The sequence below is a fragment of the Streptomyces sp. ICC1 genome, from assembly GCF_003287935.1.
Taxonomy (GTDB): Bacteria; Actinomycetota; Actinomycetes; order Streptomycetales; family Streptomycetaceae; genus Streptomyces; species Streptomyces tritrimontium.
Window position 1 is genome coordinate 5,666,514 of sequence record NZ_CP030287.1, and the last position, 23,548, is coordinate 5,690,061.

Here is a 23,548-nt window from a genome sequence, read left to right on the forward strand (position 1 = left end):
CGGCGCGGGCATGGCGATCTGCGCGTCCGCACGCTATCGATGGGCCGCATGGAGAACCACTCGCGCGGGCTGCCCGCGCCGCCGCCCCTCGGCTCCGCCGCCCTGCCGCCCGGTACCTTCGCCGGCCGGGCGGTGCTCGTCACCGGCGGCGGCACCGGGCTGGGCAAGGCCATCGCCACCGAATTCGCGCGGCTCGGAGCGGACCTGGTGATCGCGGGCCGCCGGATCGAGCAGCTGAAGGCCGGCCAGGAGGAACTGGCGGCCGTGCCCGGCGCGGGACGGGTGACGGCCGCGGTCTGTGACATCCGGGACCCGGAGCGGGTCGCGGAGGTGTTCGACGCGGCCGAGGCCGCGTGCGGCCGGACGCCGGACGTGCTGGTCAACAACGCGGCCGCCAATTTCCCCTGTCCGGCCGAGGACCTGTCCCCCAACGCCTGGCGGGCGGTGGTCGACATCACCCTGACCGGCACCTGGTTCGTGACCCGTGAGTTCGGCCGCCGCCACCTCGCGGCCGGCACCGCCGGGTCCATCGTGAACATCGGCGCCTCGTACGCCTGGACGGGCGGTCCGGGGTTCGCGCACAGCGCCGCCGCCAAGGCCGGGGTGAAGAACCTCGTGGAGACCCTCGCCGTCGAGTGGGGCCCGTACGGCATCCAGATCAACGGCCTGGTGCCCGGGCTCATGCCGCACGCGGACATGACCGCGGACATCCGGGGCGGCCTGGAGCGGGCCGCCCCGGACGACAAGGACGCCCGGCAGCCCGCCCTGCGGGTCGGCGCGCCGCGCGAACTGGGCTGGGCCGCCACCTTCCTCGCCTCGCCCTACGCCCGCTTCATCACCGGCCACACCCTGGTGGTGGACGGCGCGAACTGGCAGCGCCGGGCGCTGGTCAACCCCGAAGTGGTGCCGGTCCGCGAGCAGTTGGGTCGCGGGCCGTTCACCGCGTGACACGGTCGACGGCAGGGGGCGCCTCCATGGCACCTCACGCCACGATGTGGTCTTGTGGCACATTGGCCACGTGAGCCCCACGACCCCGGAGGTGCCGCGGTGAGCACGGTGAGTACGGCCAGCACGGCGGACACTGGCGGCACGGCGGGCGCAGGCGGCACGGCGGGCGCGGCCGGTACGGGACGTCCGTCGCTGACGCAGCGACGCAGGGAGGCCACGAGCTACGAGATCGCGGAGGCCGCCGCCGCACTGTTCTCCGAGCGGGGGTTCGAGGCCACGACGGTCGACGACATCGCCCGGGCGGCCGGCATCTCGCTGCGCACCTTCTACCGGTACTGCCCGGCCAAGGAGGACGCGATGACCCCGGTGCTGACGGCCGGGGTGGCCACCCTGGTCGAGGAGCTCGCCCTGCGCCCCGCCTCGGAGCCGGTCACCGAGGCGGTCCAGGCCGCCTTCACCACCGCGACGGCGGGCGCGCGCTACGAGGAGCCGGGGCAGACGGTCCGGCTGATCCAGGTGATGAGCCGTGTCCCGGAGATCCGCCTGCGCTGGCTCGCGGCCGCCCGCGCGATGCAGGACCGGCTCGTCCCGGTCCTCGCGGCCCGTACGGGGCGGCCCGAATCCGCCCTGGAGACCCGTGTCCTGGCGGCCTGCCTCATCGACGCGGTCACGGTCGCCCTCGAGCACTGGGCGGCGGAAGGCGGCCACGAGCCCCTGCCGGCCGTCTCGGCCCGGGCCCTCGCCCTCCTGCGCCTGGCGCAGTAGGCCCGCCTCTTATTAAAATCTGACGCCGACGAAGAGCATCTTTGGGTAGTCCTTGCTGGCCGGCGTTTCTCTAAACTCAAAAAATTGATAACAATGATTCTGCCGTCTCGGGGCCGCGGGGCCGCGGGGTCTCGGGTCACGGGGTCGCGGGGCCGGGCCCGCCCCGGCGGCGCAGCGCGAGTACCGCGTTGAGTCCGCCGAAGCCGAAGGAGTTGCTGAGGACGATGTCGCCGCAGTCCGGCAGCGGGCGCGGTGCCAGGGTGACCACGTCCAGGTCGCAGGCGTCGTCGAGGTCCTCGCAGCCGATGGTGGGCACGACGGTGCCGTGGTGCAGGGTGAGGGCCGAGACCAGGGCCTCCACCGCCCCGGCCGCGCCCTGCATGTGTCCCAGGGCGCCCTTCAGGGCCGTCACCGGGACGCGGGGTGCCCCGGCGCCGCGCTCGTCCAGCAGCCTGCGCAGTGCCGTGGCCTCGGCGAGGTCGCCCTCCACGGTGGCGGTGGCGTGCGCGTTGACGTGGACCACGTCGGCCGGGACGGATCCGGCGTCGGCGAGCGCGCGGTGCAGCGCGCGGACGATCCCGTCGCCGGAGGGGTCGGGCGCGACGATGTGGTGGGCGTCGGCCGACAGGCCCCAGCCGGCGGCCTCGCAGTAGATGCGCGCACCGCGGGCCAGGGCGTGCTCCTCCGATTCGAGGACGAGCACCGCCGCGCCCTCGCCGTTGACGAAGCCGTCGCGGTCCTTGGCGAAGGGGCGCGAGGCCCGGCCGGGGTCGTCGTTGCGGGTGGACAGGGCGCGCATGGCGGCGAAGGAGGCCATCACGGCGGGGGTGACGGCGGCTTCCGTGCCCCCGGCCAGGGCGATGTCCAGGTGCCCGAGGCGGATCCGGTCGATGGCCTGCCCGATGGCCTCGGTGCCCGAGGCGCAGGCGCTCACCACCGTGCGGGCCTCGCCGGTGACGTGCAGGTCGAGGGAGATCTGGGCGGCGGCCTGGGAGGGCACGGTCATCGCGGCGGTGAGCGGCGAGACGCCGCGCGGGCCCTTGGCGCGCAGGGCGCGGTCGCCGTCGACCAGGGCGGGGGCCCCGCCGATGATGGTGCCGAGGGACACGCCGGTCCTGGTCGGATCGATGCCGCTGGCGAGGGTCCCGGAGGGCTCGAAGCCGGCGTCCCGCCACGCCTCGCGGGCGGCGATCACGGCGAACTGGGCGGAGCGGTTCATCCGCCGCGCCTGGGCCCTGGGCAGCAGCGCGGCGGGATCGGCGGGCACGGTCGCGGCTATCCGGACCGGCTGGCCGGCGAACTCCTCGCCCTCCAGTGCCCGTACGCCGCCGCGGCCGTCGAGCAGCCCCTGCCACAGCGCGGGAACGCCGACGCCGAGCGGGGTGAGCGAGCCCAGACCGGTGATCACCACGCGGCGCGGTGCGGCGCGGTTCACTCCATCGGTCCGGCCGTCGGGCATGGGCGGATGGTGCATAGGGATCTGCTTTCCTGTCTCAGGCCCACAACTGCCGCGCTGTACACTTCGACTTCAGGCCATGAGTCTTTTTTGTGTCGTGGCGAGGGGAGTTTACGGTGGGGACAACTGGCGTTCACAATCGCGATTTCGTGCTCGATCCCGCGTCTCAGACCATGGAATTGCACCAACTCCTACGAGTATGGCGAGTGGACGCCGGTGTCAAACTGCGCCGTGGAAAGGCGATTCCACAAAAGGAAGTCGCCGAAATCATGGGTGTGAGCGAGCGCTGGTACCGCAGCCTGGAGGCCGGGGACTCCGTATCGCTTTCCAGTGACATTCTGAGCCGGATTTCCGAGGCTTTGGTTCTGGGGCCCGACGAGCGGATGGTGCTGTACAGCCGCGCGCTCGACGGCGCGGGGGTCGCGCTCGCCGACGAGGAGGGCGAGGCGCAGGGCCAGCTGGCGCTGCTGCGCGTGGTCACGGGGCAGACGCAGTTCCCCGCGTACCTCACGGACGGCTCCTGGAACATCCTGGGCTACAACACGCTCATGGCGGGCTGGTTCCCCTGGGTGCTCGAGCCGGGTGCCAACCTCATGGGCTGGGCGCTGACCGATCCGACGGCGCGCGAACAGATGGCGGACTGGCACGAGCACGCCGAGGTCTACCTGGCGATGCTGCGGTTCGCCCTGGCCACGGGCTCCAACAAGGCCGCGCTGGAAGGTGTCCTCCACCGCGTCCTGCAGGATCCCGAATGCCGCCGGCTGTGGGCTCAGGGGCCGAAGGTCATCGCCTTCCGGCAGGGACACCGGTACCGGCTCACCTTGCCGCACGTCTCGCCCGAACCGATCACCGTCACCTCCCAGGTGCTCCTCCCGGCCTACCAGCACGGGTTGCGCTGCGTCCTGCTGCTGCCGCACCAGCCCGTCCTGCCGCTCCCGCTCCCGCTGCCGCCCGAACCGGGGCGGTAGTACGGCACTTCGGCGGAATGCTCGGAACTCTACACGTTCGGCTCCGGCCGCGACCGGCAAACTTTTGCCGCTTCGCGCCCACTTCGACCGGCGACCGGCAATCATTTGCCGGTCGCCCTTCGTTTGTCTGATTCGACTCTTTCGAATACCGGCGAACCGGACAATGCCGTACAGCGGCAAACTCTTGCCGCTTGACGGTCACTTGGGCCGGTGACAGCCTTCTTGCCTCACCACATGAAGGTTTAAAGAATGGCTCTGCAATTTGCGAGCACGGCGAACCGGACCGTTCTCGCCCGCCGTCATCAGAATCGCCTCGACCAGGCAGTTCTGGAATCCGACTACCGCAGCCGCTTCCGTACGTGGGAGCGCGTCGCCACCGTCCGAAACAACCCCACACGGGTCCTGGACACCGACGGTGAACTGTTCTTCAGCCCCGAACTCGTACCCGTCCTGGCGCACCCGCTCCTCGAACGGGCCGAGCCCGAGCTCCGCGAGACGCTGCTGCTCCACCGCCTCTACGAGTACCTCAAGTTCACCATCGACCTGGAGCAGAGCGCGGTCATCCCGGTCACCGGCCACATCAGCCGCGGCATGTCCGGGCTGGACCTGCCCGAGCCCATGCGCCTGGACGCCTTCAAGATCGTGACGGACGAGGCCTGGCACGCCCAGTTCACCTACGAGATCCTGCGCCAGGTCCGCACCCGCACGGGGATCGCGCCGGCCCTCCCCGAGACGCCGACGTTCACCGCGGAGCTCGCGCGGATCCACGAGGAGCTGCCGAGCCAGATCCGCGGCCTGGACGAGATGCTGTTCGCCATCGTCAGCGAGACGCTCATCTCCTCGATCCTCGACGACCTGCCCGCGGACCGGCGGCTGCCCGAGGGCGTTCGCGAGATGGTCGCCGACCACGCGGTCGACGAAGCCAAGCACCACTCCTACTTCTCGACGCTGCTGCGGTACCTGTGGCCCGCGATGACGCCGAAGGAGCAGGAGCTGGCGGGCCCGTACATCCCGCGGCTGATCTTCGCGTTCCTGGAGCCGGACTACCCGAGCACCGCGCTGGGCCTGCTGGCCGCCGGCCTGGGCCGCCCGGAGGTGGAGCAGGTCATGACCGAGGTCTACACGCGCGAGAAGGTCGTCGCCGACGTGCGGCGCGGCGCCGCGCCCACGCTGCAGTACTTCATCGAGGCCGGCGCCCTGGAACACGGCGCCACCCTCGAGGCGTTCAGGGAATCGGGGCTGGTCGCGTGAGGGCCGCCGTCGTCCGGGCCGCGAGCGCCCTGACGCCCACCGTCACGCGGTACTGGCTCGACCGCGCGCCGGGCGCCGAGCCGCTGCCGGCCGCCGTGCCCGGCCAGCACGTCACCCTGCGCGTGGGACCCCGGCTGAAGACGTTCACCCTCCTCTCCGCCGGCGCGGAGGGGTACGAGCTGGCCGTGCGCAACCGCCACCGCGGCGACCAGGCCGACCGGCTCTCGCCCCGCCTGCACGTCGGAGCCCCGCTGCGGGTCTCCGCCCCGGGCGGCCGCTTCACCGCCGAGAGCGCGGCACCCTTCACGCACTTCCTGGCCGCCGGGGTGGGCGTCAACCCGGTCCTCGCCGTCCTGGCCGGCGGGCGGCTGCGCGACTGGCAGCTCGTCTACGTGGACCGCGGCGCGCGGGAGTTCCCGTTCCTCGGGCGGCTCCGCGAGCTGGCGCGGGAGCAGAACGGCAGCATCGTCACCCTGGACACCGCGGCGGCGGGCCGCCCGGACTGGGCCGAGGTCGTCGCGGGCACACCGGCCGGCGCCGTCATCGGCGCGTGCGGCCCGGCCGCGATGGTCGCGCAGGTGCGCGACGCCGTGGCCGGGGCACCGGAAGCCCGCACCCTGGTCAACGACGGCGCGGCGGACGGCGGTTGCGAAGACGTGGCGCCGTCCGTCGAGGTGGAGTGCGCCAAGACCGGCATCACCTTCGAGACCGCCCAGCACCAGCCGCTGCTCGACGCGCTCCACCGCAACGGCGTGCCCGTCCCGTCCTCGTGCCGGCAGGGCATCTGCGGGACGTGCGAGGTCGAGGTCCGCACGGGCCGGATCGACCACCGCGACGAGGTGCTGACCGACCAGGAGAAGGCCGAGTCCAGCTACATGATCCCGTGCGTGAGCAAGTCGATCGGCACGCGCCTCGTGCTCAACGTCTGACACCGGCGACGGCACCACGGCCACGGCCACGGCCACGGCTACGGCCACGACCAGAAAGAAAGCACGTGAACCAGCTCATCGCCGAATACGCCCGCCGGATCGGACTGGACGCTCCGCTGGAGCCGACCGCCGAGTGCCTGCGCCGGCTCCACGAGGCACACCTGTACAACGTCCCCTTCGAGAACTTCAGCATGCACGGCAACGCCGAGCGCGGCCTCGGCGAGGAGGCGCTCCACGAGGCGATCGTGGAGCGCGGCCGGGGCGGGATCTGCTTCGAGACGGGCCGGATGATGCAGTGGCTGTTCGAGGCCTGCGGATTCGACTACGGGATCCGGCTCGCCAGCGGCACCGACCCCCACCGCACCCCCGCCACCCACCAGGTCTTCGTCGTGTCCTTCGGCGAGGAGCGCTGGCTCTTCGACATCGGATACGGGGCCAGGGGTCCCCGGGGCCCGATCCTGCTGGCGGACGGGGCGCGGGCCGACCACCCCGCGCTGTCCGCCCGGGTCCGCCTCGAGAGCGCCGCCGGTACGCGGCTCTGGACGGTCTCCATCAAGGAGCACGCCACCAACTCGGCGCACTGGCAGGACATCTACCGCTTCGTCGACGCCCCGGTGGACGCGATCGACCTGGAGATGGCGCACTTCTACACGACGGCCTCGCCCCACAGCCTGCTCAACCGGCACAAGGTGGCGAGCATCCCCACCCCCACGGGCCGGGTGAGCGTCCGCGACGGGAACCTGACGATCGTGGACGACGGAAAGAGCTCCACCCTGTCCGCCGCGGACGACGAGGAGCTCCAGGAGCTGCTCGAACGACACTTCAAGCTCACCATCCCGGTGCAGGACCTCGGGATCGGAAGGTAACGCCATGCACTACTTGACCGTACCGGGATACACCGGCTCCGGCCCGGACCACTGGCAGACGCACCTGGAGAACACCTACGAGGGGTTCTCCCGCGTGGTCCAGGACGACTGGGCGCGCGTGGAGCGCGACCGCTGGGTCGCCACCCTCGACGAGGCCGTACGGGCCGTCGACGACGAGGTCCTCCTCATCGGCCACAGCTGCGGGGCGGTGACGGTCGCGCAGTGGGCCGCGACGCGCTGGGACAGCCGGGTCACCGGGGCGCTCCTGGTCGCTCCGGCCGATGTGGAAGCGGCGGACGCCCTGCCGGCCATCGCCCCGCAGGCACCGCTGCCCAAGGCCCCGCTGCCGATGAGGACGCAGCTCGTGGTGTCCGACAACGACCCGTTCCTGTCGCTGGCGCGGGCCCTGCACCTCGCGGACGTGTGGGACAGCGCCGTCGAGATCGTCCCCGGCGGCGGGCACCTGGCGACGCGGGACGGCTACGGGCCGTGGGACCACGTGGCCCGGCTGATCGAGCAGTTCTGCGGGACCGCGCTGGAAACCACCGAAGGACGTGTCCCCGATGCCCGGTAGGTTCTCCGCGGTGCCGCGGCCCGTCTACTTCTACCTGGCGGCCTCCTTCTTCATGGGGCTCGCCAACACCATGTTCGACGTGGTGTTCAACTTCTACCTCGCCGAGCGCGGCATCAGCGAGGGCGACGCCGGCGTCATCTACGCCATCGCCACCGGGGCCATGGCCGTCGCGGTCGTCCCGCTCCTGTTCCTGGGCCGGTACCTGTCGCAGCGGACCCTGCTCATCGGGGCCTCGGTGCTCTACACCCTGCCCTTCGCGGGCCTGCCGTTCGTGGCCTCGATCGCCTCGGCCTCCGTGGTCCTGAGCCTCATCCTCGCCGGCATGCTGGGCCTGCTCTCGGTGGGCAACGCGATGGCCGGCTCGCAGGTCCCGGCGGAGGCCCGGACCCGCCTGTTCAGCGGGTTCTTCATCAGCTACCTGGGCGCCGGCGTCGTCGGCTCCGCCGTGGTGTCCGTGGTCAGCGGCTGGCTCCACACGAGCGACCTGGACAAGTACCGCTTCTTCCTGCTGCTGTCCTTCCTCGCCGCCTGCGTGATGCTGGTCCTGCGCTTCCCGTCCGCCGGGGCCGTCCCGAAGGCGGCCGCCGCGGCCGCGGCGGCGGCGGCCGGGCACGGGGCCGGGCGGACGCAGGGGGAGAAGCGCAACTTCGTGGCGCTCTTCGTCGCGGCAGGCTTCCTGGGCGCGTCGATCGCGCTGTTCTTCCGCTTCGCCAACGTCCTGTTCGCGCAGATCTACGACATCTCGGTGAGCGACATCTCGCTCATCCTGGGCACCGACAAGATCGTCAGCATCTTCGGCGCCATCTTCGCGCCCGTCCTGGTCCGGCGCTTCTCGCTGCGCCCGAGCACGGCGGTGTTCGGCGTCCTCGCCGTCCTCGGCCTGGTCCTGCAGTCCCTGACCGTGCCGCTGGCCGTCTTCACCGTGCTCTACCTGCTGCGCCTGCTGTTCAACTACTGCCTGATGCCGCTCCTGGACACCGTCGCGATGTCGGGCTTCGCGCCGGCCCGCCAGATCGTCTCCATCGCCCTGCGGCAGTCCTCGTTCTACCTGGGCGGAGCCGTCGCGGCCGCCGTCTACGGAGAACTGCTCGACGGCGGGCGCTGGCAGAGCGCCCTGTGGGTCTCGGCCGGCTGCGCGCTGGTCGGATCGCTCGCGATGACCCTGGTGCGGAGCACCGAGCCCGGCCCGGCGGCCGGGCGCGAAGAGAAGGTCCTCGAACATGCCTGACACCGACACCCGCGGCACCGACACCCGCGGCACCGACATCCGCGCCACCGCCACCGCGGCCGCCCCGGCGGGCACCCTCGTCGTGGTGGACCCGTACTCCAGCGGCTCGGCCCTCGCCCGCCGGGCGCAGGAGCTCTACGGCCTGCGGTCGATCGCCGTGCTCACCTCGCGGACCCTGCCGCCCGCGCTCACCGCGTCCTACCCGGCCGAGGACTTCGCCGCCGAGGTGCGCTACACGGACGCCGAGACCACGGCCGCCGCCCTGGAGGCCCTGTGCGGCGGCCGCCCGGAGCACCTCGTCTGCGGCTCCGAACCGGGAGTGGAGGCGTTCGACGCCCTGGCCTCCCACTGGGGGATGCGCCCCAACACGGGCTCCTCCGAGGCCCGCCGGGACAAGTTCCTCATGCAGGGCCGGCTGCGCGAAGCCGGCCTGGCGCACATCCCGCACCACATGGCCTCCGACACCGCGTCCCTCCTCGACTGGTGCGCGGCGAGCGGACTGGCCGAGTACGTCGTGAAGCCGCTGCGGTCCTTCGCCACCGACGGGGTCTTCTTCTGCGCGGACCTGGACGAGGTCCGCACCGCGTGCGAGCGGCTCTTCGGCCGCGTCGACCTCGCCGGCGAGGTCATCACCGAACTCCTGGTCCAGGAACGCCTGGTGGGGCCCGAGTTCGTCGTCGACTCGGTGTCCCTCGACGGCAAGGCCTTCGTCGTCGACATGTTCCGCTACACGAAGGAGACCGTCGACGGGAACCCCGTGTACCGCGCGATGACCTCGGTGGAGGTCGGCGACCACCCCGACATCGCGGCCTACGTCGAGCGGGTCCTGTCCGCGCTGGGCATCGAGAACGGGCCCGCCCACAGCGAGCTCATCCTCACCGCGGACGGGCCGGTCCTCATCGAGACGGGCGCCCGGATGCACGGGGGTCTGGGCCCTCGGCTGGTGGAGGAGTCCTCCTCGCACTCCCTGATCGACCTCACCCTGGCCTCGCGGGTGTCCCCGGCGGACTTCCTGCGCGAGGCCGGGGTCCGGCCCGCCCTGCGGCGCGGCGTCGTCGAGTGCTTCCTGTCCTCGCCGGCGTCCGGAGTGGTCACGGCGAACCGGGTCGGGGAGTCCTGCCGGGACCTCTCCGCCTACCTCTTCGACACCTGCGGCCAGGTTCCGGGGGACCGGGTCGAGAAGACGACCGACCTGATCACCTCCTACGGCCGCGTCGTCCTCGCCCACACGGACCCCGAGGCCCTCGCCCGCGACACGGCCCGCGTCCTGGAGCTCGACCGCCGGGGCGCGCTCATGGAACTGCGCGCCGGCTGACCCGCGCGTACGGGCGCACCGCGCGGGCCGCACCACACGGCCGCGCGGTGCGCCCGCGGCGCCCGCCGAGGCCCGGTGCGGCCCGCCGAGGCCCGGTGCGGCCCGGCGAGGCCCGGTGCGGCCCGGTGCGGGCCGGGGAACGGTGCGATGCTGGTGGGCATGACGCTGGAGGACCTGGTACGCCTGCGCCGGGCACGCGACACCATGGACCGCGACTACGCGCAGCCGCTGGACGTCCCGGCCCTGGCGGCCGTCGCCCTCATGTCGGCCGGCCACTTCTCCCGCAGCTTCAAGGCCGCCTACGGGGAGACCCCGTACAACTACCTGATGACCCGCCGCGTCGAGCGGGCGAAGGCGCTCCTGCGGCGCGGCGACCTGAGCGTGACCGATGTCTGCTTCGCCGTCGGCTGCACCTCGCTGGGATCCTTCAGCTCGCGCTTCAGCGAGCTGGTCGGCGAGAGCCCCAGCGCCTACCGGGCCCGCCCCCACGAGGCCGGCGCCCCCATCCCGGCGTGCGTCGCCAAGGTCCGTACGAGACCGGTCAGGATCGGAGAAGCGGAATCCGGCCCCGCCTCGTAGCGTCGAACCCATGAACATCAACCTCTCCCAGTGCTTCATCGCCGTCGACGACCACGACAAGGCGATCGCCTTCTACCGCGACGTCCTCGGCCTGGAGGTCCGCAACGACGTCGGCTTCGAGGGGATGCGGTGGGTGACCGTCGGCTCACCCGCGCAGCCGGACGTCGAGATCGTCCTCGAACCGCCGCTCGCCGACCCCAACGCCTCGAAGGACGACCGCCAGGCGATGGCGGAACTGCTGGCCAAGGGCCTGCTGCGCGGCGTGATCTTCTCCACCGACGACGTCGACGCCACCTTCGAACGCATCCAGGCGGCCGGCGGCGAAGTGCTGCAGGAACCGGTCGACCAGCCGTACGGCGTCCGCGACTGCGCCTTCCGCGACCCGGCCGGCAACATGCTCCGCTTCAACCAGCCCCGCAAGCGGTAGGTACCCCTGCGGCAGGCAGCCGGGCAGACTCAGGCGGAGACCGTGAAGACGGCCCGTCCGACAGATGGAGGCACGACACGATGAGCAGGGCCAAGGGGACGGACACGCCGGCGCCGGCGCCGCACGCAGCGGACAGCCACGATCTGATCCGCGTACACGGCGCGCGCGTGAACAACCTCAAGGACGTCAGCGTCGAGCTTCCCAAGCGCCGGCTGACGGTGTTCACCGGCGTCTCCGGTTCGGGCAAGAGCTCGCTGGTGTTCGGCACGATCGCCGCCGAATCCCAGCGGATGATCAACGAGACCTACAGCGCCTTCGTCCAGGGCTTCATGCCGACGATGGCGCGGCCCGAGGTCGACGTGCTCGACGGGCTGACGACCGTGATCACCGTCGACCAGCAGCGCATGGGCAGCGACCCGCGCTCCACGGTCGGCACCGCCACCGACGCCAACGCGATGCTGCGCATCCTCTTCAGCCGGCTCGGCAAGCCGCACATCGGCTCGCCCAAGGCGTTCTCCTTCAACGTCGCCTCGATCAGCGGGGCGGGCGCGGTCACCGTGGAGCGCGGCGGGCAGACGGTGAAGGAGCGGCGCAGCTTCAGGATCACCGGCGGCATGTGCCCGCGCTGCGAGGGCCGGGGCTCGGTCAACGACATCGACCTCACCGCGCTGTACGACGACACGAAGTCGCTGAGCGAGGGCGCCCTGAAGGTCCCCGGCTACACCATGGAGGGCTGGTACGGCCGCATCTTCAGCGGCTCCGGCTTCTTCGACATGGACAAGCCGATCCGCAAGTACACCAAGCGCGAGCTGGCGGACCTGCTCCACAAGGAACCGACCAAGATCAAGGTCGAGGGGATCAACCTCACGTACGAGGGCATCATCCCGAAGATGCAGAAGTCGATGCTGTCCAAGGACGTCGACTCCCTGCAGCCCCACATCCGGGCGTTCGTGGACCGGGCGGTGACCTTCACCGTCTGTCCCGACTGCGCCGGCACCCGGCTCAGCGAGGGGGCCCGGTCCTCGAAGATCAAGAAGATCAGCATCGCCGACGCCTGCGCGATGCAGATCAGCGACCTGGCGAAGTGGGTCCGCGACCTCGACGAGCCCTCGGTGGCCCCGCTGCTGGCCACCCTGCGCCAGACCCTCGACTCGTTCGTGGAGATCGGGCTGGGCTACCTCTCCCTCGACCGGCCGTCCGGCACGCTGTCGGGCGGCGAGGCGCAGCGCGTCAAGATGATCCGCCACCTCGGCTCCTCGCTCACCGACGTCACCTACGTCTTCGACGAGCCCACCGTCGGCCTGCACCCCCACGACATCCAGCGGATGAACGGCCTCCTGCTGCGGTTGCGCGACAAGGGCAACACGGTGCTCGTCGTGGAGCACAAGCCCGAGACGATCGCGATCGCCGACCACGTCGTCGACCTCGGCCCCGGCGCCGGCAGCGGCGGCGGCACCATCTGCTTCGAGGGCACCGTCGAGGGGCTGCGGAAGGGCGACACCATCACCGGCCGCCACTTCGGCGACCGGGCGACCCTCAAGGAGACGGTGCGCGAGCCCAACGGCACGCTGGAGATCCGCGGCGCGAGCACGCACAACCTGCGGGGCGTCGATGTCGACGTACCGCTCGGGGTGCTCGTCGTCGTCACGGGCGTCGCCGGTTCCGGCAAGAGCTCGCTCGTGCACGGCTCGCTGGTGTCCGCCCCGGTGGCGGCCGCCGAGGGCGTCGTCGCGATCGACCAGGGCGCGATCCGCGGCTCCCGGCGGAGCAATCCGGCGACGTACACCGGGCTGCTCGACCCGATCCGCAAGGCGTTCGCCAAGGCCAACGGCGTGAAGCCGGCCCTGTTCAGCGCCAACTCCGAGGGTGCGTGCCCCGGTTGCAACGGCGCCGGCGTCATCTACACCGACCTGGCGATGATGGCGGGGGTGGCCACCACCTGCGAGGAGTGCGAGGGCAAGCGCTTCCACGCCTCGGTGCTGGAACACCACTTCGGCGGCCGCGACATCAGCGAGGTGCTCGCGATGTCGGTGTCCGAGGCGGAGGAGTTCTTCGGCGCCGGCGAGGCGCGCACCCCGGCCGCGCACCGCATCCTGGGCCGGCTCGCCGATGTCGGGCTCGGCTACCTCAGCCTCGGGCAGCCGCTGACCACGCTGTCCGGCGGCGAGCGGCAGCGGCTCAAGCTGGCCACGCACATGGGCGAGAAGGGCGGCGTCTACGTCCTCGACGAGCCGACCGCCGGTCTGCACCTCGCCGACGTGGAGCAGCTGCTCGGGCTGCTCGACCGGCTCGTCGACTCCGGGAAGTCGGTCATCGTCGTCGAGCACCACCAGGCGGTCATGGCGCACGCCGACTGGATCGTCGACCTCGGCCCCGGCGCGGGCCACGACGGCGGCCGGATCGTCTTCGAGGGCACGCCGGCGGACCTGGTCGCCGCCCGCTCCACCCTCACCGGCGAACACCTCTCGGCGTACGTGGGCGGCTGACCGGGCGACTGACCGGGCGGCGCCGTACCGGGCGGGTGGCGGGGCGGGCCGCGGTGGTGTCGGCCACCGCGGCCCGCCGTCGCTCAGCGCCAGGTGTTGGTGTCGGTGATCTCGCCGGACTCCAGGTCGATGCGGCCCTGGAAGTCGCCGCTGTTGCGCGTGGCCATGATCACGAGCGGCCGTTCGTGCTGCGGGTGGGCGGAGCCGAAGCCGTGTACGTCGTCCGGGTCGCCCAGCAGGTCGCGCGGCGGGCGCAGCCGGAAGAGCTCCGAGCCGTCGGCCCGGAAGACCACCGCGTTGTCCGAAGGAGTGAAGGGCGTGCAGTCCAGCGCCTCCACCACCAGCACCAGCGTCTCGCCGCCCTCCCGCCACGCCATGACGGACTCCGGCGGGAGCCCGCACAGCTTCGCGACGTCGCCCGCGGGTCCGCTCCACCGGATCGCGGTGTCGCCCTTCTTCCACTCGACCACGACGTCGGTCTCGTGCGCTGTCATGAGGGAACCCCCGTTGGTTCGTAAAAGCCGGTGGGAACGCCATTGTCCATGGCGGAGGCGCCGCTGATCATCGGAGCGGGGGGATGGAAATCCGCCGCCCGTTTCCGGGATCCGGCTGCTTTTCGCCTCTGTCCGGGGCCGGGGGGTGCCGCACCATGGCGTCACCCCGGAGGGCAGCCGGGTGTGTGTGCGCAAGGCCGAGGCTTGGGGGAGCCATGACGGAAACGCGCAGCGAGCAGGACCCCGTGCGCCCGGCGGACCCGGCGGATCCCGCCGAACCGCAGGCCGGGCCGGAGCCCGAGCCGGAATCCGAGCCGGGCCCCGTCTCCGAGCCGGAACCGGCCGCCGCCGAGGAAGCGACGCCTGCCGGGGCCGCCGAGCCGGCGGAGCCCGAAGCCGATGCGGAGCCCGAGCCCGTCGCGGACGCCGAGCCCGGAGCCGAGGCCGAGCCCGAAGCCGAAGCCGAGCCCGTAGCCGAGGCCGTAGCCGAGGCCGAGGCCGAGCCCGCGGCTGAGCCCGACGCCGAGCCTGTTCCCGCAGCCGCAGCCGCAGCCGGGGCCGGGGCCGCGCCCGAAACGGAGCGGGAGTCGTTCGCCACCCGGTCCCGGGGCCGGCTGGGCACGGTGCTGCTGGCCGCCGCCGGGGTGGTGCTCAGCGCCGTGGTCGCCGCGGTCGTCTCCGCGTACCTCGACATCTGGTCGGTGAGCGAACCACCGCCCGGCGCACCCAAGATCAGCGCCGACGCCGAGGTCTGGTGGGACCTGCTGAGCGACCACCACCTGGTGCGCTCCGCGCCGGGTTCGACGTACGAGAAGAGCCGCTGGCTCCACGACGACCCCCAGGCCGCGCTCGCCGGCATGGTCAGCGAGGGCGGCGTCAACGCGGGCATGATGCGGGTCCGGCTGATCCTCACGAACTTCACCCGGACCCCCGCCACCATCACCTCCGTGCGCGCCCGGATCGAGCGCCAGCACCCCGCCCCCGCCGGCCCGCTCTACGAGTGCGGTGGACCCCAGGGCGGCTCCGAGGTCAGCCGGGTGCTCCTCGACCTGTCCCACCCCGAGCGGCCCGCCGCCGAGCGGGACTCGGGGGACGGCCCGCCCAGGCAGTACCCGAGCGGCACGGTCCAGGTGGCGGCCCAGGGCGAACCGGCCTACTTCGACGTCGAGGTCAAGGCGCCCGAGGTGACGGGTCCGGCGGTCACCTACGAGTTCGTGCTCGACGTCACCTACACCCAGCAGGCGGGCGAGGGGCCGCAGCACCTCATCGTGGCCGGCGGCGAAGGTCCGTTCACCCTCGCCCAGGGGGTCCCGCCCGGGACGGGGAGGTTCCTCTGCAACGTCACCACCCACGGGTGGATGGCCCACAACCTCGAAAACCCCGCGACCCCCGAAACCCCTGCGACCACCGGATGACCAGGGCCCGCTCCGCGGCCGCCGTGACAGCCGCCGTCCTCGTCCTCGCGCTGTGCTCGGCCCTCACGGTCACGGTCCTGCGCGCGCGGTTCCCCGTACCGCCGGCCTCCGGGGTGCGCGCGACCGGCGCCGCGCTGCTTCAGGCACCCTGGACCGCGACCCTGCCCGAGCCCGGCCGGAAGCCGCCGGCCGAGCTGATGCGCGACGCGCTGGGCTGCACCCCGCTGTTCCAGTGGGCCACCGCATCGCGCGCCGTGCCCCGCGGGCAGGTCACCGTCGCCTACGCCGTCGGCGCGCCGGCCTCCCACGCCGTGGTGGTGCGCGGGATCCGGGTGGTCAAGGGGCCGCGGCTGACCGTCCCGCGGGGGGACGACGTCGGCTGCGCCGGCAGCTACGGAGACGAACGGGTCAGGGTCCTGCCCGAGGTGGGCGACAAACGGGTGAGCCCGGTTCGGCTCTCACTGGACGCCGGGGCGACCGGGGAGAGAGCCGTGCTCCCCGTCCGGGCCGGTGGTTCGGCCGGCGGCATGGTCAGCGTCACGACGAGCTCCTGCACCTGCGCCTGGTGGCTCGAACTGGACGTGGAGGAGGACGGCAAGCGGGTCACCGTACGCGTGGACGACGGCGGCCGGCCCTTCACCCTCGCACCCTCGGTGACGACCCCGCTGGCCACCCCCGCCGACGAGGCGCTCGAAGGCCCGCGCCCGCTGTCCCGGGCCTTCGGCGACCCGCGGCCGACCCGGGCGGGGGTCTCCGTGGCCGCCCTGCTCCTGCCGAAGGAGCAGAGCTGGGAAGCGGAGTCGGACACGCCCCAGGACCCGGCGTCCGCGGTCGGCGCCGAAGCGGCCCTGAGCGGCGTGGGCTGCCGCCGGATGTACGCGTCCGTGCTGAAGGGCGGGGGCGTCCCGGCGGGGGACCACCGGCTCCAACTGGAGATCAGCGGCCCGGCCCGTACGGAGGGGGCCGTGCTGGACGCACGGGTGCGGCTCGAATCGGTCCGGGGGGACGCCGGGGAGCGCCACCGCTACTCGTGCGCGCCGGCCGGTGTGGACGCCCACGAGCCGTACGAGAGGCCGGACATCAACCGGAACCTGTACCCCGACACGCTGCACGCGCTCGGCCCGTTCCCCAGCGGCTCGCTGAAGTACGACCCGGACTGGACTCCCGAGCGCGGTGTCGGCAAGTCGATGCCGCTCGCGGTGGACGAGGAGTTCGCCTTCTCGGAGGGCGCCGCGGAAGGCAGTCCGGGCGCGGCCGGGATCACCGCGGTGATCGGCCCCGAGCAGGCCACCTTCGGGTTCACGGTGGAGGTGACCGTCATCCTGCCGACGGGCGAGCACGCCGAGTTCACGCTGTCCGACCACGGCAAGCCGTTCCTCCTCGGCCCGGGCACGACCAAGCTGAGCGCCTCGCACCAGGTGGACCTCCACGAGGCGCGGGACGGCCCGTACTGGAGGTAGGCGGCGGCCTGTCCGCGGAACGCCGGGGCGTCACACGGCGGCGGGCGGCGGCTGCGGGCTGTCGCCGGCGCGGCGGTATTCGGCGTTGATCCGCTGGGCCTCCTCGAGCTGGTCTTCGAGGATGATGATGCGGCAGGCGGCCTCGATGGGGGTGCCCTGGTCGACGAGCTCGCGGGCGCGGGCGGCGATGCGCAGCTGGTAGCGCGAGTAGCGGCGGTGGCCGCCCTCGGAGCGCAGCGGGGTGATGAGGCGGGCCTCTCCGATGGCGCGGAGGAAGGACTGGGTGGTGCCGAGCATCTCCGCGGCCCGGCCCATCGTGTAGGCGGGGTAGTCGTCGTCGTCGAGACGGTCGAACGAGTCGTCTGCTGTCATCGCACCTCTCTAGGGAACGCGTGGAGGGGCCCTGGCGCCGAACGGCACCAGGGCCCCGAAGGAACTGCTACACCATCTGCCGGCCCAGTGCTGCGCCGACTTTCTGTTTTCCGCGGGCCCGGCCAGAAATCTGCCGGGGGCGCGGGGATCGCGGTTGCTTGACCGGAGACCACCTCACCATCGATGTCCTGCGGTACCCGGGCTCGGTGTTTCGACCCGGGCGATCCTGATGGCGCTCAACTCCTCCGTTCTTCCCTCTGAAACGATCACTTGCTGACGTGCTGGGTACTGCCTTGCTGGGTGCTGCTCGCGGCGGCCCCTGATCACTGCGGGCCGCCCGGTCCGGTCGCCAGTCCCGTCGCCGTCATGCACAAACCTGGCTTCGGAGCTCCGCCACCGCACCGCTCTGCGTACTGCGTGTAGATCTCGGTTACGAGACAAACCATAGTCACGCTGCACGTGAATGTCTACTCCAGCCGCGATAGATTTTCGCGTGTTTGACGAGGAGCTAATCGATCGTGAACATGACTCGTATCCGCGTGCGCGGGCAGCGGACCGCCCGGCTCGCCGCAACGCCCCCAGGCCTTGACCCGTAGAACCAAGGAGTGATCCACCGTGGTCGAACGCCCTGCCCGCGAGGCCGGCGGCAAGGACATCGCCGTGGAGGTACTGGACCGCGCCGTCGCGGTCAGGCCCGTCGGCGAGATGGACATCGAGACCGCCTCCGCCCTGCTGCTCGCCCTCACCGAAGCCCTCGCCCTCGCCCAGGCGCAGACCCACGCAGACGTGAACGCCCCCGCCTCGCCGGCCAAGGCGGTGGTGGTCGACTGCAGCCGCCTCACCTTCTGCGACTCGTCCGCCCTCAACGCGCTCCTCACCGCCCGCCGCGCGGCGCAGGAGGCCGGCACCGCGATCCGGCTGGCGGCCCCCGGCCCCCAGCTGCTCCGCCTCCTGGAGATCACGGGCGCCCTGGCCCTCTTCCCCGTGGACCCGACGCCGCCCCCGGCCCCGTCGGGCCGCCTTCCCGGAGGCGGCCCGGACGGACTCCCGCGGTAGGCCGCCGACGGATTTCCGCGCCCCACCTCACATTTCGCGGGCCCGCGTCGTCGGACTGTCGAGACACTGACGATCCACCGCCGCGAGGCAGAACAGGGGGGCCGCACCATGGCCACGCAGACGACGGCAGCACCGGGCCGACTCACGTTCCCGCAGGTCGCGATAGCTCTGCAGACCTTGGCCATCTTCTTCCAGGCGACGACCGCCGGGCTGCTGCTGTCCTCGTCGTACGGCGAGACCCTGCACGGCGTCGGGGCCCGCGTCATGTACGGCGCGACGATGCTCTACGTGCTCGCCGCGGTCCTGGCCTGGCGTCCGGGCGGCGGCTCGCCCCGTCCGATCCTGTACGCGTCCGGCTTCCTCGTCCTCGCCTCGGTCCAGGTGGTGCTGGGCATCGCGCACATGCCCACGCTCCATGTCCCCCTGGGCGTCGTGATGTTCGGCCTGAGCGTGCTGGACCTGGGCCGGGTGCTGACCACCCGCACCGGCAGGGCTTAGGCCCTGCCGGGTTGCGGGCGGCAGCCTCGGGTCGACGATCGTCGCGGCCGGGACGACCTCGCCGCCGGCGTGGCGGACCGCTGCGACGGCGGTCAGCGGGGAACCGCCGGTGGTCGAGGTGTCCTCGACGACCAGGCAGCGCTTGGCCTTCACGTCGGTGCCCTCGATAGCGGCGGGGACGGCGCCGTACGGGGTGTCGGCACGCCCACCGGACGGAGCGAGCTCTACGCCGGACGACGCCCGGGGCACGGCTACCCGCCGGTCCCCGAACACGTCGCCCCGGCGCACGTGGACGAGGCCTGCCCCCTGGTGCGGACCTGCGCCAAGCACGGCTGCTTCGTCCACAGCCAGCAGCGCTCCCTCACCCCGCTGCGCCGCCGCGCCCGCGACCCGTCCGTCGACGTCCAGCCCCGGGCCGGCGCGGCCCGGGGATGGATGTCGACGGACGGGTCGGGGGCGCGGCGGCGCAGCGAGGTGAGGGAGCGCTGCTGGCTGTGGACGAAGTAGCCGTGCTTGGCGCAGGTCAGCACCAGGGGGAAGGCCTCGTCCACGGGCGCCGGGGCGACGTGTTCGGGGACCGGCGGATAGCCGTGCTCCAGGAGTCGTTCGGAGTAGAGCTCGACGCGTCCGGTGGGCGTGCCGAAGCCCCGTACGGCGCCGTCCCCGCCGGTCGGCTCGGCGTACTTGCGGTACGCGAGCTCGCGCGGGGCCCGTACGCCGCCCTGCTGCTCGCGCAGGCCGGCGACGGTCAGGCCGAGCGGTGCCAACTGCCAGTTCCAGGCGGCTTCCACGTCGCCGTCGAAGAACTGCGCGCCCAGGCCGAGCCGGCAGGCCAGGTCGAAGACGATCTCGGTGTCGGAGCGGGAGTCGCCCTGGGGTTCGATCATCCGGGGCCGCAGCTGGACGTGTTCCTGGGCGCGGTGGCTGATCTCGAAGCCGAAGCGCAGGGCCTCGTGCTCGTAGGCGCTGTTGACGGGCAGGACGATGTCGGCGCTCGCGCTGGTGGGGTTGTGGAAGAGGTCGAGGTGGACCTGGAAGTCCAGCCGGCGCAGGGCGGCCGCGGTGCGGTCGGAGCCGGGCTGGGCGACGACCAGGTTGGAGCCGAAGCCGATCAGGGCGCGCACCGGGTAGGGGCTGCCGGTCTCGATGGCGGTGCACAGGTCGCCGGCGTTGATGTAGCCGGAGGCGGGGGGACCGAGCGGATACTTGTCCAGGCCGAGGGCCTTGGCCCGCTGGACGGGGTCGACGAGGGAGAAGGGTGCGGCGGGGTGGTACGGGGGCGGGGGCGCCACGTGGTTTCCGCCGCGGGAGTCGTAGGAGCCGGTCAGCGCGTAGAGCGTGGCGAGGGCCCGCTCGGTCTGGGTCGCGTTGGCGGACTGCCCGACCCCGGTCCAGCCGTAGTAGGTGACCACGTCGGCGGCGGCCAGCTCCGCCGCCAGCGCCCGGATCTCGCGCTCGGGGATCCAAGTGGTGGCCGCGACCCGGTCCGGTGTCCACTCGGCGCAGGCCCGCGCGTACCGCTCGAAGGCGGGCGCGCACTCGACGGGTCCGGTGGCGGTGTCGACGCCGAAGGTCCCGCGCAGGGCGAAGCGCTCGGGGGCGACGGCGGCGCGGGCGGTGTCGTACGCCTCGGGCCGCCCGGCGGTCTCGTCCATGACGACGAAGCCCTGTCCGCCGCCGGGCAGTTCGCCGGCCCGCAGGAAGCGGCCGGTGTCGGCGCGCACGAGGAGCGGGGCGTTGGTCCAGGCGCGGACGAAGGCGCTGTCGTAGCCGCCGGTCTCGATGAGGAGGTGCGCGAGGCCGAGGGCGAGGGCGGCGTCGGTGCCGGGCCGTACGCGCAGCCAGTGGTCGGCGGAGAGCGCGCTGGTGGAGCGGCGGGGGTCGACGACGGCGAGCTTCATGCCGTTCGCGTGGGCCGCGGAGGCTGCGGCGGACTGCGCCAGCCAGGTCTTGGCCGGGTTGAAGCCCCACAGCAGGGCCAGGTCGGTGTGCGCGTAGTCGGGCGGGGGTATCGGGGAGCCGAAGGTGAAGGCGTGCGCGACGTCCTTGTGCCAGTTGCAGATCTCGGCGCTGTAGACGGTGTTCGGGCTGCCGAAGAGGCGGACGAACCGCTCGATCCACTCGGTGGCGTCGGAGACCGAGGTGCCCGACGGAGTCGCGACGCCGAAGGCGACGGCCTCGGGGCCGCTCTCGGCCGCGATCGCGGCGGTCTTCGAGGCGATCTCGTCCATGGCCTCGGCCCAGGAGATGGCCTCCCAGCCCGGGTCCGGGTCGGACTTGGGGCGGGTTCGGCGCAGCGGCGTGGTGAGCCGGGCCGTGCTGTGCGCGAGCTCCGGGGCCGACCGGCCCTTGGGGCACATGGCGGCGCCGGTGGGATGGGCGGGATCGGGGCGGACGCCGGTCAGCCGGCCGTCCTCGATGGTGAACACCGCACCGCACCGCGACTTGCACAGCGTGCAGTAGCCGTGCTTCTCCTGAACCTTGCCGACCATGTCCGAGCACCTCCGGCTGCGGCGGCTCCGTCGCCGTCCCCTCCATGAGACACCCGCTTTGATCGATCATCGAGTCGCCGGAAGTCACCTCGGCCGGGCCCTTGGGCCCGGCTCCGGCCTGTGGGCATCACGGAGAGTGAAGGCGCTGTCCCACCTCGCCGTCACTCCGAACGGGAGGGCAGGGGGCCCGCCCGGTGTCAGCGGCCGGCGGCCGGCGCGCGCAGGTGTGCCAGGTAGGCGTCCGGGTCGGGGCCGTACCCCTGGTCCTGGGCTCCGTGGCGGACGTGGGCCAGCTCGCCGCCGGGGCCGATGCGCAGCATGGTGGTGGCCGCGTGGGGGGCGGCGGGGTCGCGCAGGGCGGGAGCGGTCCAGGGCGACGGGCGGATGCCGGCGCGGACGGGCACCAGCAGCGTGACCAGTTCTTCGCGCAGCAGGGTGAACGCGGTCCGCAGGGCGGCCGGTTCCAGGTCGAGTTCCGGGCCGAGGTCGCTCCAGACGGCGTCGTCATGGACCCACAGGGCGACCTCCTGACCGGTGGGGCGTCCCTTGACCGCGTTGACGGCCCCGGGGTTGGTGGCGGTGACGACGTAGGGTCTGGTCCGGATCCAGCCGGTGGCCCAGCCGCTCGGCGAGCGCGCGCAGTACGCGCCGGCCGGCGAGGTGGGGCAGCACCACGGTCGGCGCGAGGCCCAGGAGCCGCTCGGGGTCGTAGGGCAGGAAGAGCAGTTGCTCGGTGGCGACCATTCCGCTGCGCTCGGCCATGCCCAGCCACGAACAGGCCGCGACCCGCGCCCCGGTCTCGAGTGCGGCCAGGGTGTCGGCCAGGCCGAGGTCGTTGTGGAGGTGCGAGACCAGGACCGTCTGCGGTCCGGCGCCGGTGGCGACCCGCCGGAAGAGGTCCCGGGTCTGGCCGGGCAGCAGGTCGCCGACGGTGTCGGCCAGGACGATCGCGGCCGCCCCCTGCGCCGTCATCCTGCCGGCGCACTCGGCGACCAGGGCGTGGTCCGCGCGCGGGGTGTCCACCAGGCAGACGTCCACGGCCGTGCCGTCCGCGCGGTCCACGGGATCCTTGACCACGTCCAGGCCCCGGTCCAGGGCCGTGCGGGCGTCGCTGTGCACCAAGGCGCGGGCGGTGGCTTCCGAAGCGGCCACGATGACCATGATCGGGCCGTGCGCGGCACCGCGGACGGCGCTCAGCGCGAGCCGTGCATCCTGCGGCTTGGCCCGGCAGATCACGGACGGGCTCACCGACTCCTGCGCCTCCAGGGCGACTTGCCGGGTCACCTCGAACTCCCGCCCGCACACGGAGGGGAAGCCCGCGGCGAAGACCACGCGCCGGGGGCCGTCGGCCCCGAACACCGCGCCCTGCTCACGGGCGAGCCGGACCCGGAAGCCGACGCTCATCAAGGTCTTCGCCTGCGCGCCGTCCCGCGCCGGCTCCTCGAACAGGACGACCCGGCCGGCCCCGGCCGACTCCCGTACCACGTCCACCGTGGACAACTACCGCACTTCGCCCGGGTCTAGGCCGTCTCTTTCGGATCTTGCCGGGCCCGCGACGCCCGGCACCGCGCCTGGCCGCGTTGTCGGGACGCCCGAGTACGTCCAGTACACGCAGCGCCCCTCCGCCTTGCCAGGCACGGCACCAGACGCCGCGGGCTCGGCCGACAAGATCCGAAAGAGACGGCCTAGAGGGCCCGCACCTGGTCGGCCTGCGGACCGCGCTGCCCCTGGGTGATCTCGAACTCCACGCGCTGGTTCTCCTCCAGGTTCCGGAACCCGGATCCCTGGATCGCGCTGAAGTGCACGAAGACGTCGGCGCCGCCCCCGTCCGGGGAGATGAAGCCGAAGCCCTTCTCGCCGTTGAACCACTTCACAGTCCCCTGAGCCATGCCCAACCCCTCGTTTCACGACGCCGAGCACGCGACCCGCACCCGACCGCAGGCACATCCTCCCCAGCCCGTGACGAACG

At 72.6% G+C, this 23,548-nt stretch carries 23 protein-coding genes and 1 pseudogene; 16 read left to right on the forward strand and 8 right to left on the reverse strand.

Annotation, left to right across the window (positions count from 1 at the left end):
• The first annotated feature begins 48 nt into the window (after positions 1-48).
• Positions 49-948 (forward strand): SDR family oxidoreductase, encoded by a 900-nt coding sequence (locus tag DRB96_RS26630; RefSeq protein ID WP_112450739.1) that lies wholly within the window; start codon positions 49-51, stop codon positions 946-948.
• Between the two features lie 99 nt (positions 949-1,047).
• Positions 1,048-1,713: a TetR family transcriptional regulator gene (locus tag DRB96_RS46020; RefSeq protein ID WP_162688671.1), complete on the forward strand. Its 666-nt coding sequence runs from the start codon at positions 1,048-1,050 to the stop codon at positions 1,711-1,713.
• Between the two features lie 136 nt (positions 1,714-1,849).
• On the opposite strand, the gene DRB96_RS26640 is transcribed toward DRB96_RS46020, so the two are convergent.
• The gene (locus DRB96_RS26640) at positions 1,850-3,172 is read right to left on the reverse strand and encodes a beta-ketoacyl-[acyl-carrier-protein] synthase family protein (protein ID WP_343234591.1); all 1,323 of its coding nucleotides are present in this window, start codon (positions 3,170-3,172) and stop codon (positions 1,850-1,852) included.
• 266 nt (positions 3,173-3,438) lie between these two features.
• Between DRB96_RS26640 and DRB96_RS43220 the strand changes: the two genes are divergently transcribed.
• The 10 genes from DRB96_RS43220 (at position 3,439) to DRB96_RS26690 (ending at position 13,792) form a co-directional block, all read left to right on the forward strand.
• The gene (locus DRB96_RS43220) at positions 3,439-4,137 is read left to right on the forward strand and encodes an XRE family transcriptional regulator (RefSeq protein WP_112463348.1); all 699 of its coding nucleotides are present in this window, start codon (positions 3,439-3,441) and stop codon (positions 4,135-4,137) included.
• Positions 4,138-4,386: 249 nt separating this feature from the next.
• Entirely contained in the window at positions 4,387-5,388 is a 1,002-nt protein-coding gene (locus tag DRB96_RS26650) for a diiron oxygenase (protein ID WP_112450743.1), read from the forward strand.
• Entirely contained in the window at positions 5,385-6,317 is a 933-nt protein-coding gene (locus DRB96_RS26655) for an iron-sulfur cluster-binding domain-containing protein (RefSeq protein ID WP_112450744.1), read from the forward strand. The genes DRB96_RS26650 and DRB96_RS26655 overlap by 4 nt, the downstream gene beginning before the upstream one ends.
• Before the next feature lie 65 nt (positions 6,318-6,382).
• A complete protein-coding gene (locus DRB96_RS26660) occupies positions 6,383-7,183 on the forward strand; it encodes an arylamine N-acetyltransferase (protein WP_162688637.1) in 801 nt (266 codons plus the stop codon).
• 4 nt (positions 7,184-7,187) lie between these two features.
• Positions 7,188-7,757, forward strand: coding sequence for an alpha/beta hydrolase (locus tag DRB96_RS26665; RefSeq protein WP_112450746.1), 570 nt, complete (start codon positions 7,188-7,190; stop codon positions 7,755-7,757).
• Positions 7,747-8,985: an MFS transporter gene (locus DRB96_RS26670; RefSeq protein WP_112450747.1), complete on the forward strand. Its 1,239-nt coding sequence runs from the start codon at positions 7,747-7,749 to the stop codon at positions 8,983-8,985. Before DRB96_RS26665 ends, DRB96_RS26670 begins: the two co-directional genes overlap by 11 nt.
• Positions 8,978-10,300 (forward strand): ATP-grasp domain-containing protein, encoded by a 1,323-nt coding sequence (locus DRB96_RS26675; RefSeq protein ID WP_112450748.1) that lies wholly within the window; start codon positions 8,978-8,980, stop codon positions 10,298-10,300. The genes DRB96_RS26670 and DRB96_RS26675 overlap by 8 nt, the downstream gene beginning before the upstream one ends.
• Positions 10,301-10,459: 159 nt before the next feature.
• Positions 10,460-10,879, forward strand: coding sequence for a helix-turn-helix transcriptional regulator (locus DRB96_RS26680; protein ID WP_112453728.1), 420 nt, complete (start codon positions 10,460-10,462; stop codon positions 10,877-10,879).
• A 10-nt stretch (positions 10,880-10,889) separates the two neighbouring features.
• The gene (locus DRB96_RS26685) at positions 10,890-11,306 is read left to right on the forward strand and encodes a VOC family protein (RefSeq protein WP_112450749.1); all 417 of its coding nucleotides are present in this window, start codon (positions 10,890-10,892) and stop codon (positions 11,304-11,306) included.
• An 80-nt stretch (positions 11,307-11,386) separates the two neighbouring features.
• A complete protein-coding gene (locus DRB96_RS26690) occupies positions 11,387-13,792 on the forward strand; it encodes an excinuclease ABC subunit UvrA (protein WP_112450750.1) in 2,406 nt (801 codons plus the stop codon).
• A gap of 83 nt (positions 13,793-13,875) precedes the next feature.
• Here DRB96_RS26690 and DRB96_RS26695 read toward each other — a convergent pair whose 3' ends face one another.
• The gene (locus DRB96_RS26695) at positions 13,876-14,286 is read right to left on the reverse strand and encodes a hypothetical protein (RefSeq protein WP_112450751.1); all 411 of its coding nucleotides are present in this window, start codon (positions 14,284-14,286) and stop codon (positions 13,876-13,878) included.
• Between the two features lie 215 nt (positions 14,287-14,501).
• Here DRB96_RS26695 and DRB96_RS26700 point away from each other — a divergent pair, with 215 nt between their 5' ends.
• Both DRB96_RS26700 and DRB96_RS26705 read left to right on the forward strand, forming a co-directional pair.
• Entirely contained in the window at positions 14,502-15,701 is a 1,200-nt protein-coding gene (locus DRB96_RS26700) for a hypothetical protein (RefSeq protein WP_112450752.1), read from the forward strand.
• Positions 15,698-17,161 (forward strand): hypothetical protein, encoded by a 1,464-nt coding sequence (locus tag DRB96_RS26705; protein ID WP_112450753.1) that lies wholly within the window; start codon positions 15,698-15,700, stop codon positions 17,159-17,161. The genes DRB96_RS26700 and DRB96_RS26705 overlap by 4 nt, the downstream gene beginning before the upstream one ends.
• Positions 17,162-17,191: 30 nt before the next feature.
• Here the strand turns inward: DRB96_RS26705 and DRB96_RS26710 are convergent, their stop codons facing one another.
• Positions 17,192-17,533 carry a MerR family transcriptional regulator gene (locus DRB96_RS26710; RefSeq protein ID WP_112450754.1) on the reverse strand — a complete coding sequence of 114 codons (342 nt, stop codon included), beginning with the start codon at positions 17,531-17,533 and terminating at the stop codon, positions 17,192-17,194.
• A gap of 615 nt (positions 17,534-18,148) precedes the next feature.
• On the opposite strand from DRB96_RS26710, the gene DRB96_RS26715 reads away from it, so the two are divergent.
• Positions 18,149-18,589, forward strand: coding sequence for an STAS domain-containing protein (locus DRB96_RS26715; protein ID WP_112450755.1), 441 nt, complete (start codon positions 18,149-18,151; stop codon positions 18,587-18,589).
• Positions 18,590-18,697: 108 nt separating this feature from the next.
• Positions 18,698-19,087: a hypothetical protein gene (locus DRB96_RS26720; protein ID WP_112450756.1), complete on the forward strand. Its 390-nt coding sequence runs from the start codon at positions 18,698-18,700 to the stop codon at positions 19,085-19,087.
• 30 nt (positions 19,088-19,117) lie between these two features.
• Here DRB96_RS26720 and DRB96_RS45000 read toward each other — a convergent pair.
• From DRB96_RS45000 to DRB96_RS26745, 5 genes and pseudogenes are all read right to left on the reverse strand, one after another.
• Positions 19,118-19,255: pseudogene (locus DRB96_RS45000) on the reverse strand (orotate phosphoribosyltransferase); the annotation flags it as partial.
• 83 nt (positions 19,256-19,338) lie between these two features.
• Complete coding sequence (locus tag DRB96_RS26730; protein ID WP_112450757.1) at positions 19,339-21,579, reverse strand: molybdopterin-dependent oxidoreductase; 2,241 nt, start codon at positions 21,577-21,579, stop codon at positions 19,339-19,341.
• Between the two features lie 197 nt (positions 21,580-21,776).
• Entirely contained in the window at positions 21,777-21,983 is a 207-nt protein-coding gene (locus DRB96_RS26735) for a hypothetical protein (protein WP_112450758.1), read from the reverse strand.
• 100 nt (positions 21,984-22,083) lie between these two features.
• A complete protein-coding gene (locus DRB96_RS26740) occupies positions 22,084-23,070 on the reverse strand; it encodes a hypothetical protein (RefSeq protein WP_239516738.1) in 987 nt (328 codons plus the stop codon).
• 194 nt (positions 23,071-23,264) lie between these two features.
• Entirely contained in the window at positions 23,265-23,468 is a 204-nt protein-coding gene (locus DRB96_RS26745; RefSeq protein WP_112450759.1) for a cold-shock protein, read from the reverse strand.
• Positions 23,469-23,548: the final 80 nt, after the last annotated feature.

What these genes read in the sequence shown, in the direction of transcription:
- DRB96_RS26670 (WP_112450747.1), top strand. Translation starts at nt 7,747, where the DNA reads ATGCCCGGTAGGTTCTCCGCGGTGCCGCGGCCCGTCTACTTCTACCTG.
- DRB96_RS26710 (WP_112450754.1), bottom strand. Translation starts at nt 17,533, where the DNA reads ATGACAGCAGACGACTCGTTCGACCGTCTCGACGACGACGACTACCCC.
- DRB96_RS26705 (WP_112450753.1), top strand. Translation starts at nt 15,698, where the DNA reads ATGACCAGGGCCCGCTCCGCGGCCGCCGTGACAGCCGCCGTCCTCGTC.
- DRB96_RS26720 (WP_112450756.1), top strand. Translation starts at nt 18,698, where the DNA reads ATGGCCACGCAGACGACGGCAGCACCGGGCCGACTCACGTTCCCGCAG.
- DRB96_RS26650 (WP_112450743.1), top strand. Translation starts at nt 4,387, where the DNA reads ATGGCTCTGCAATTTGCGAGCACGGCGAACCGGACCGTTCTCGCCCGC.
- DRB96_RS43220 (WP_112463348.1), top strand. Translation starts at nt 3,439, where the DNA reads ATGGGTGTGAGCGAGCGCTGGTACCGCAGCCTGGAGGCCGGGGACTCC.
- DRB96_RS26695 (WP_112450751.1), bottom strand. Translation starts at nt 14,286, where the DNA reads ATGACAGCGCACGAGACCGACGTCGTGGTCGAGTGGAAGAAGGGCGAC.
- DRB96_RS26700 (WP_112450752.1), top strand. Translation starts at nt 14,502, where the DNA reads ATGACGGAAACGCGCAGCGAGCAGGACCCCGTGCGCCCGGCGGACCCG.
- DRB96_RS26730 (WP_112450757.1), bottom strand. Translation starts at nt 21,579, where the DNA reads ATGGTCGGCAAGGTTCAGGAGAAGCACGGCTACTGCACGCTGTGCAAG.
- DRB96_RS26630 (WP_112450739.1), top strand. Translation starts at nt 49, where the DNA reads ATGGAGAACCACTCGCGCGGGCTGCCCGCGCCGCCGCCCCTCGGCTCC.
- DRB96_RS26675 (WP_112450748.1), top strand. Translation starts at nt 8,978, where the DNA reads ATGCCTGACACCGACACCCGCGGCACCGACACCCGCGGCACCGACATC.
- DRB96_RS26690 (WP_112450750.1), top strand. Translation starts at nt 11,387, where the DNA reads ATGAGCAGGGCCAAGGGGACGGACACGCCGGCGCCGGCGCCGCACGCA.
- DRB96_RS26745 (WP_112450759.1), bottom strand. Translation starts at nt 23,468, where the DNA reads ATGGCTCAGGGGACTGTGAAGTGGTTCAACGGCGAGAAGGGCTTCGGC.
- DRB96_RS26680 (WP_112453728.1), top strand. Translation starts at nt 10,460, where the DNA reads ATGACGCTGGAGGACCTGGTACGCCTGCGCCGGGCACGCGACACCATG.
- DRB96_RS26665 (WP_112450746.1), top strand. Translation starts at nt 7,188, where the DNA reads ATGCACTACTTGACCGTACCGGGATACACCGGCTCCGGCCCGGACCAC.
- DRB96_RS26640 (WP_343234591.1), bottom strand. Translation starts at nt 3,172, where the DNA reads ATGCCCGACGGCCGGACCGATGGAGTGAACCGCGCCGCACCGCGCCGC.
- DRB96_RS26685 (WP_112450749.1), top strand. Translation starts at nt 10,890, where the DNA reads ATGAACATCAACCTCTCCCAGTGCTTCATCGCCGTCGACGACCACGAC.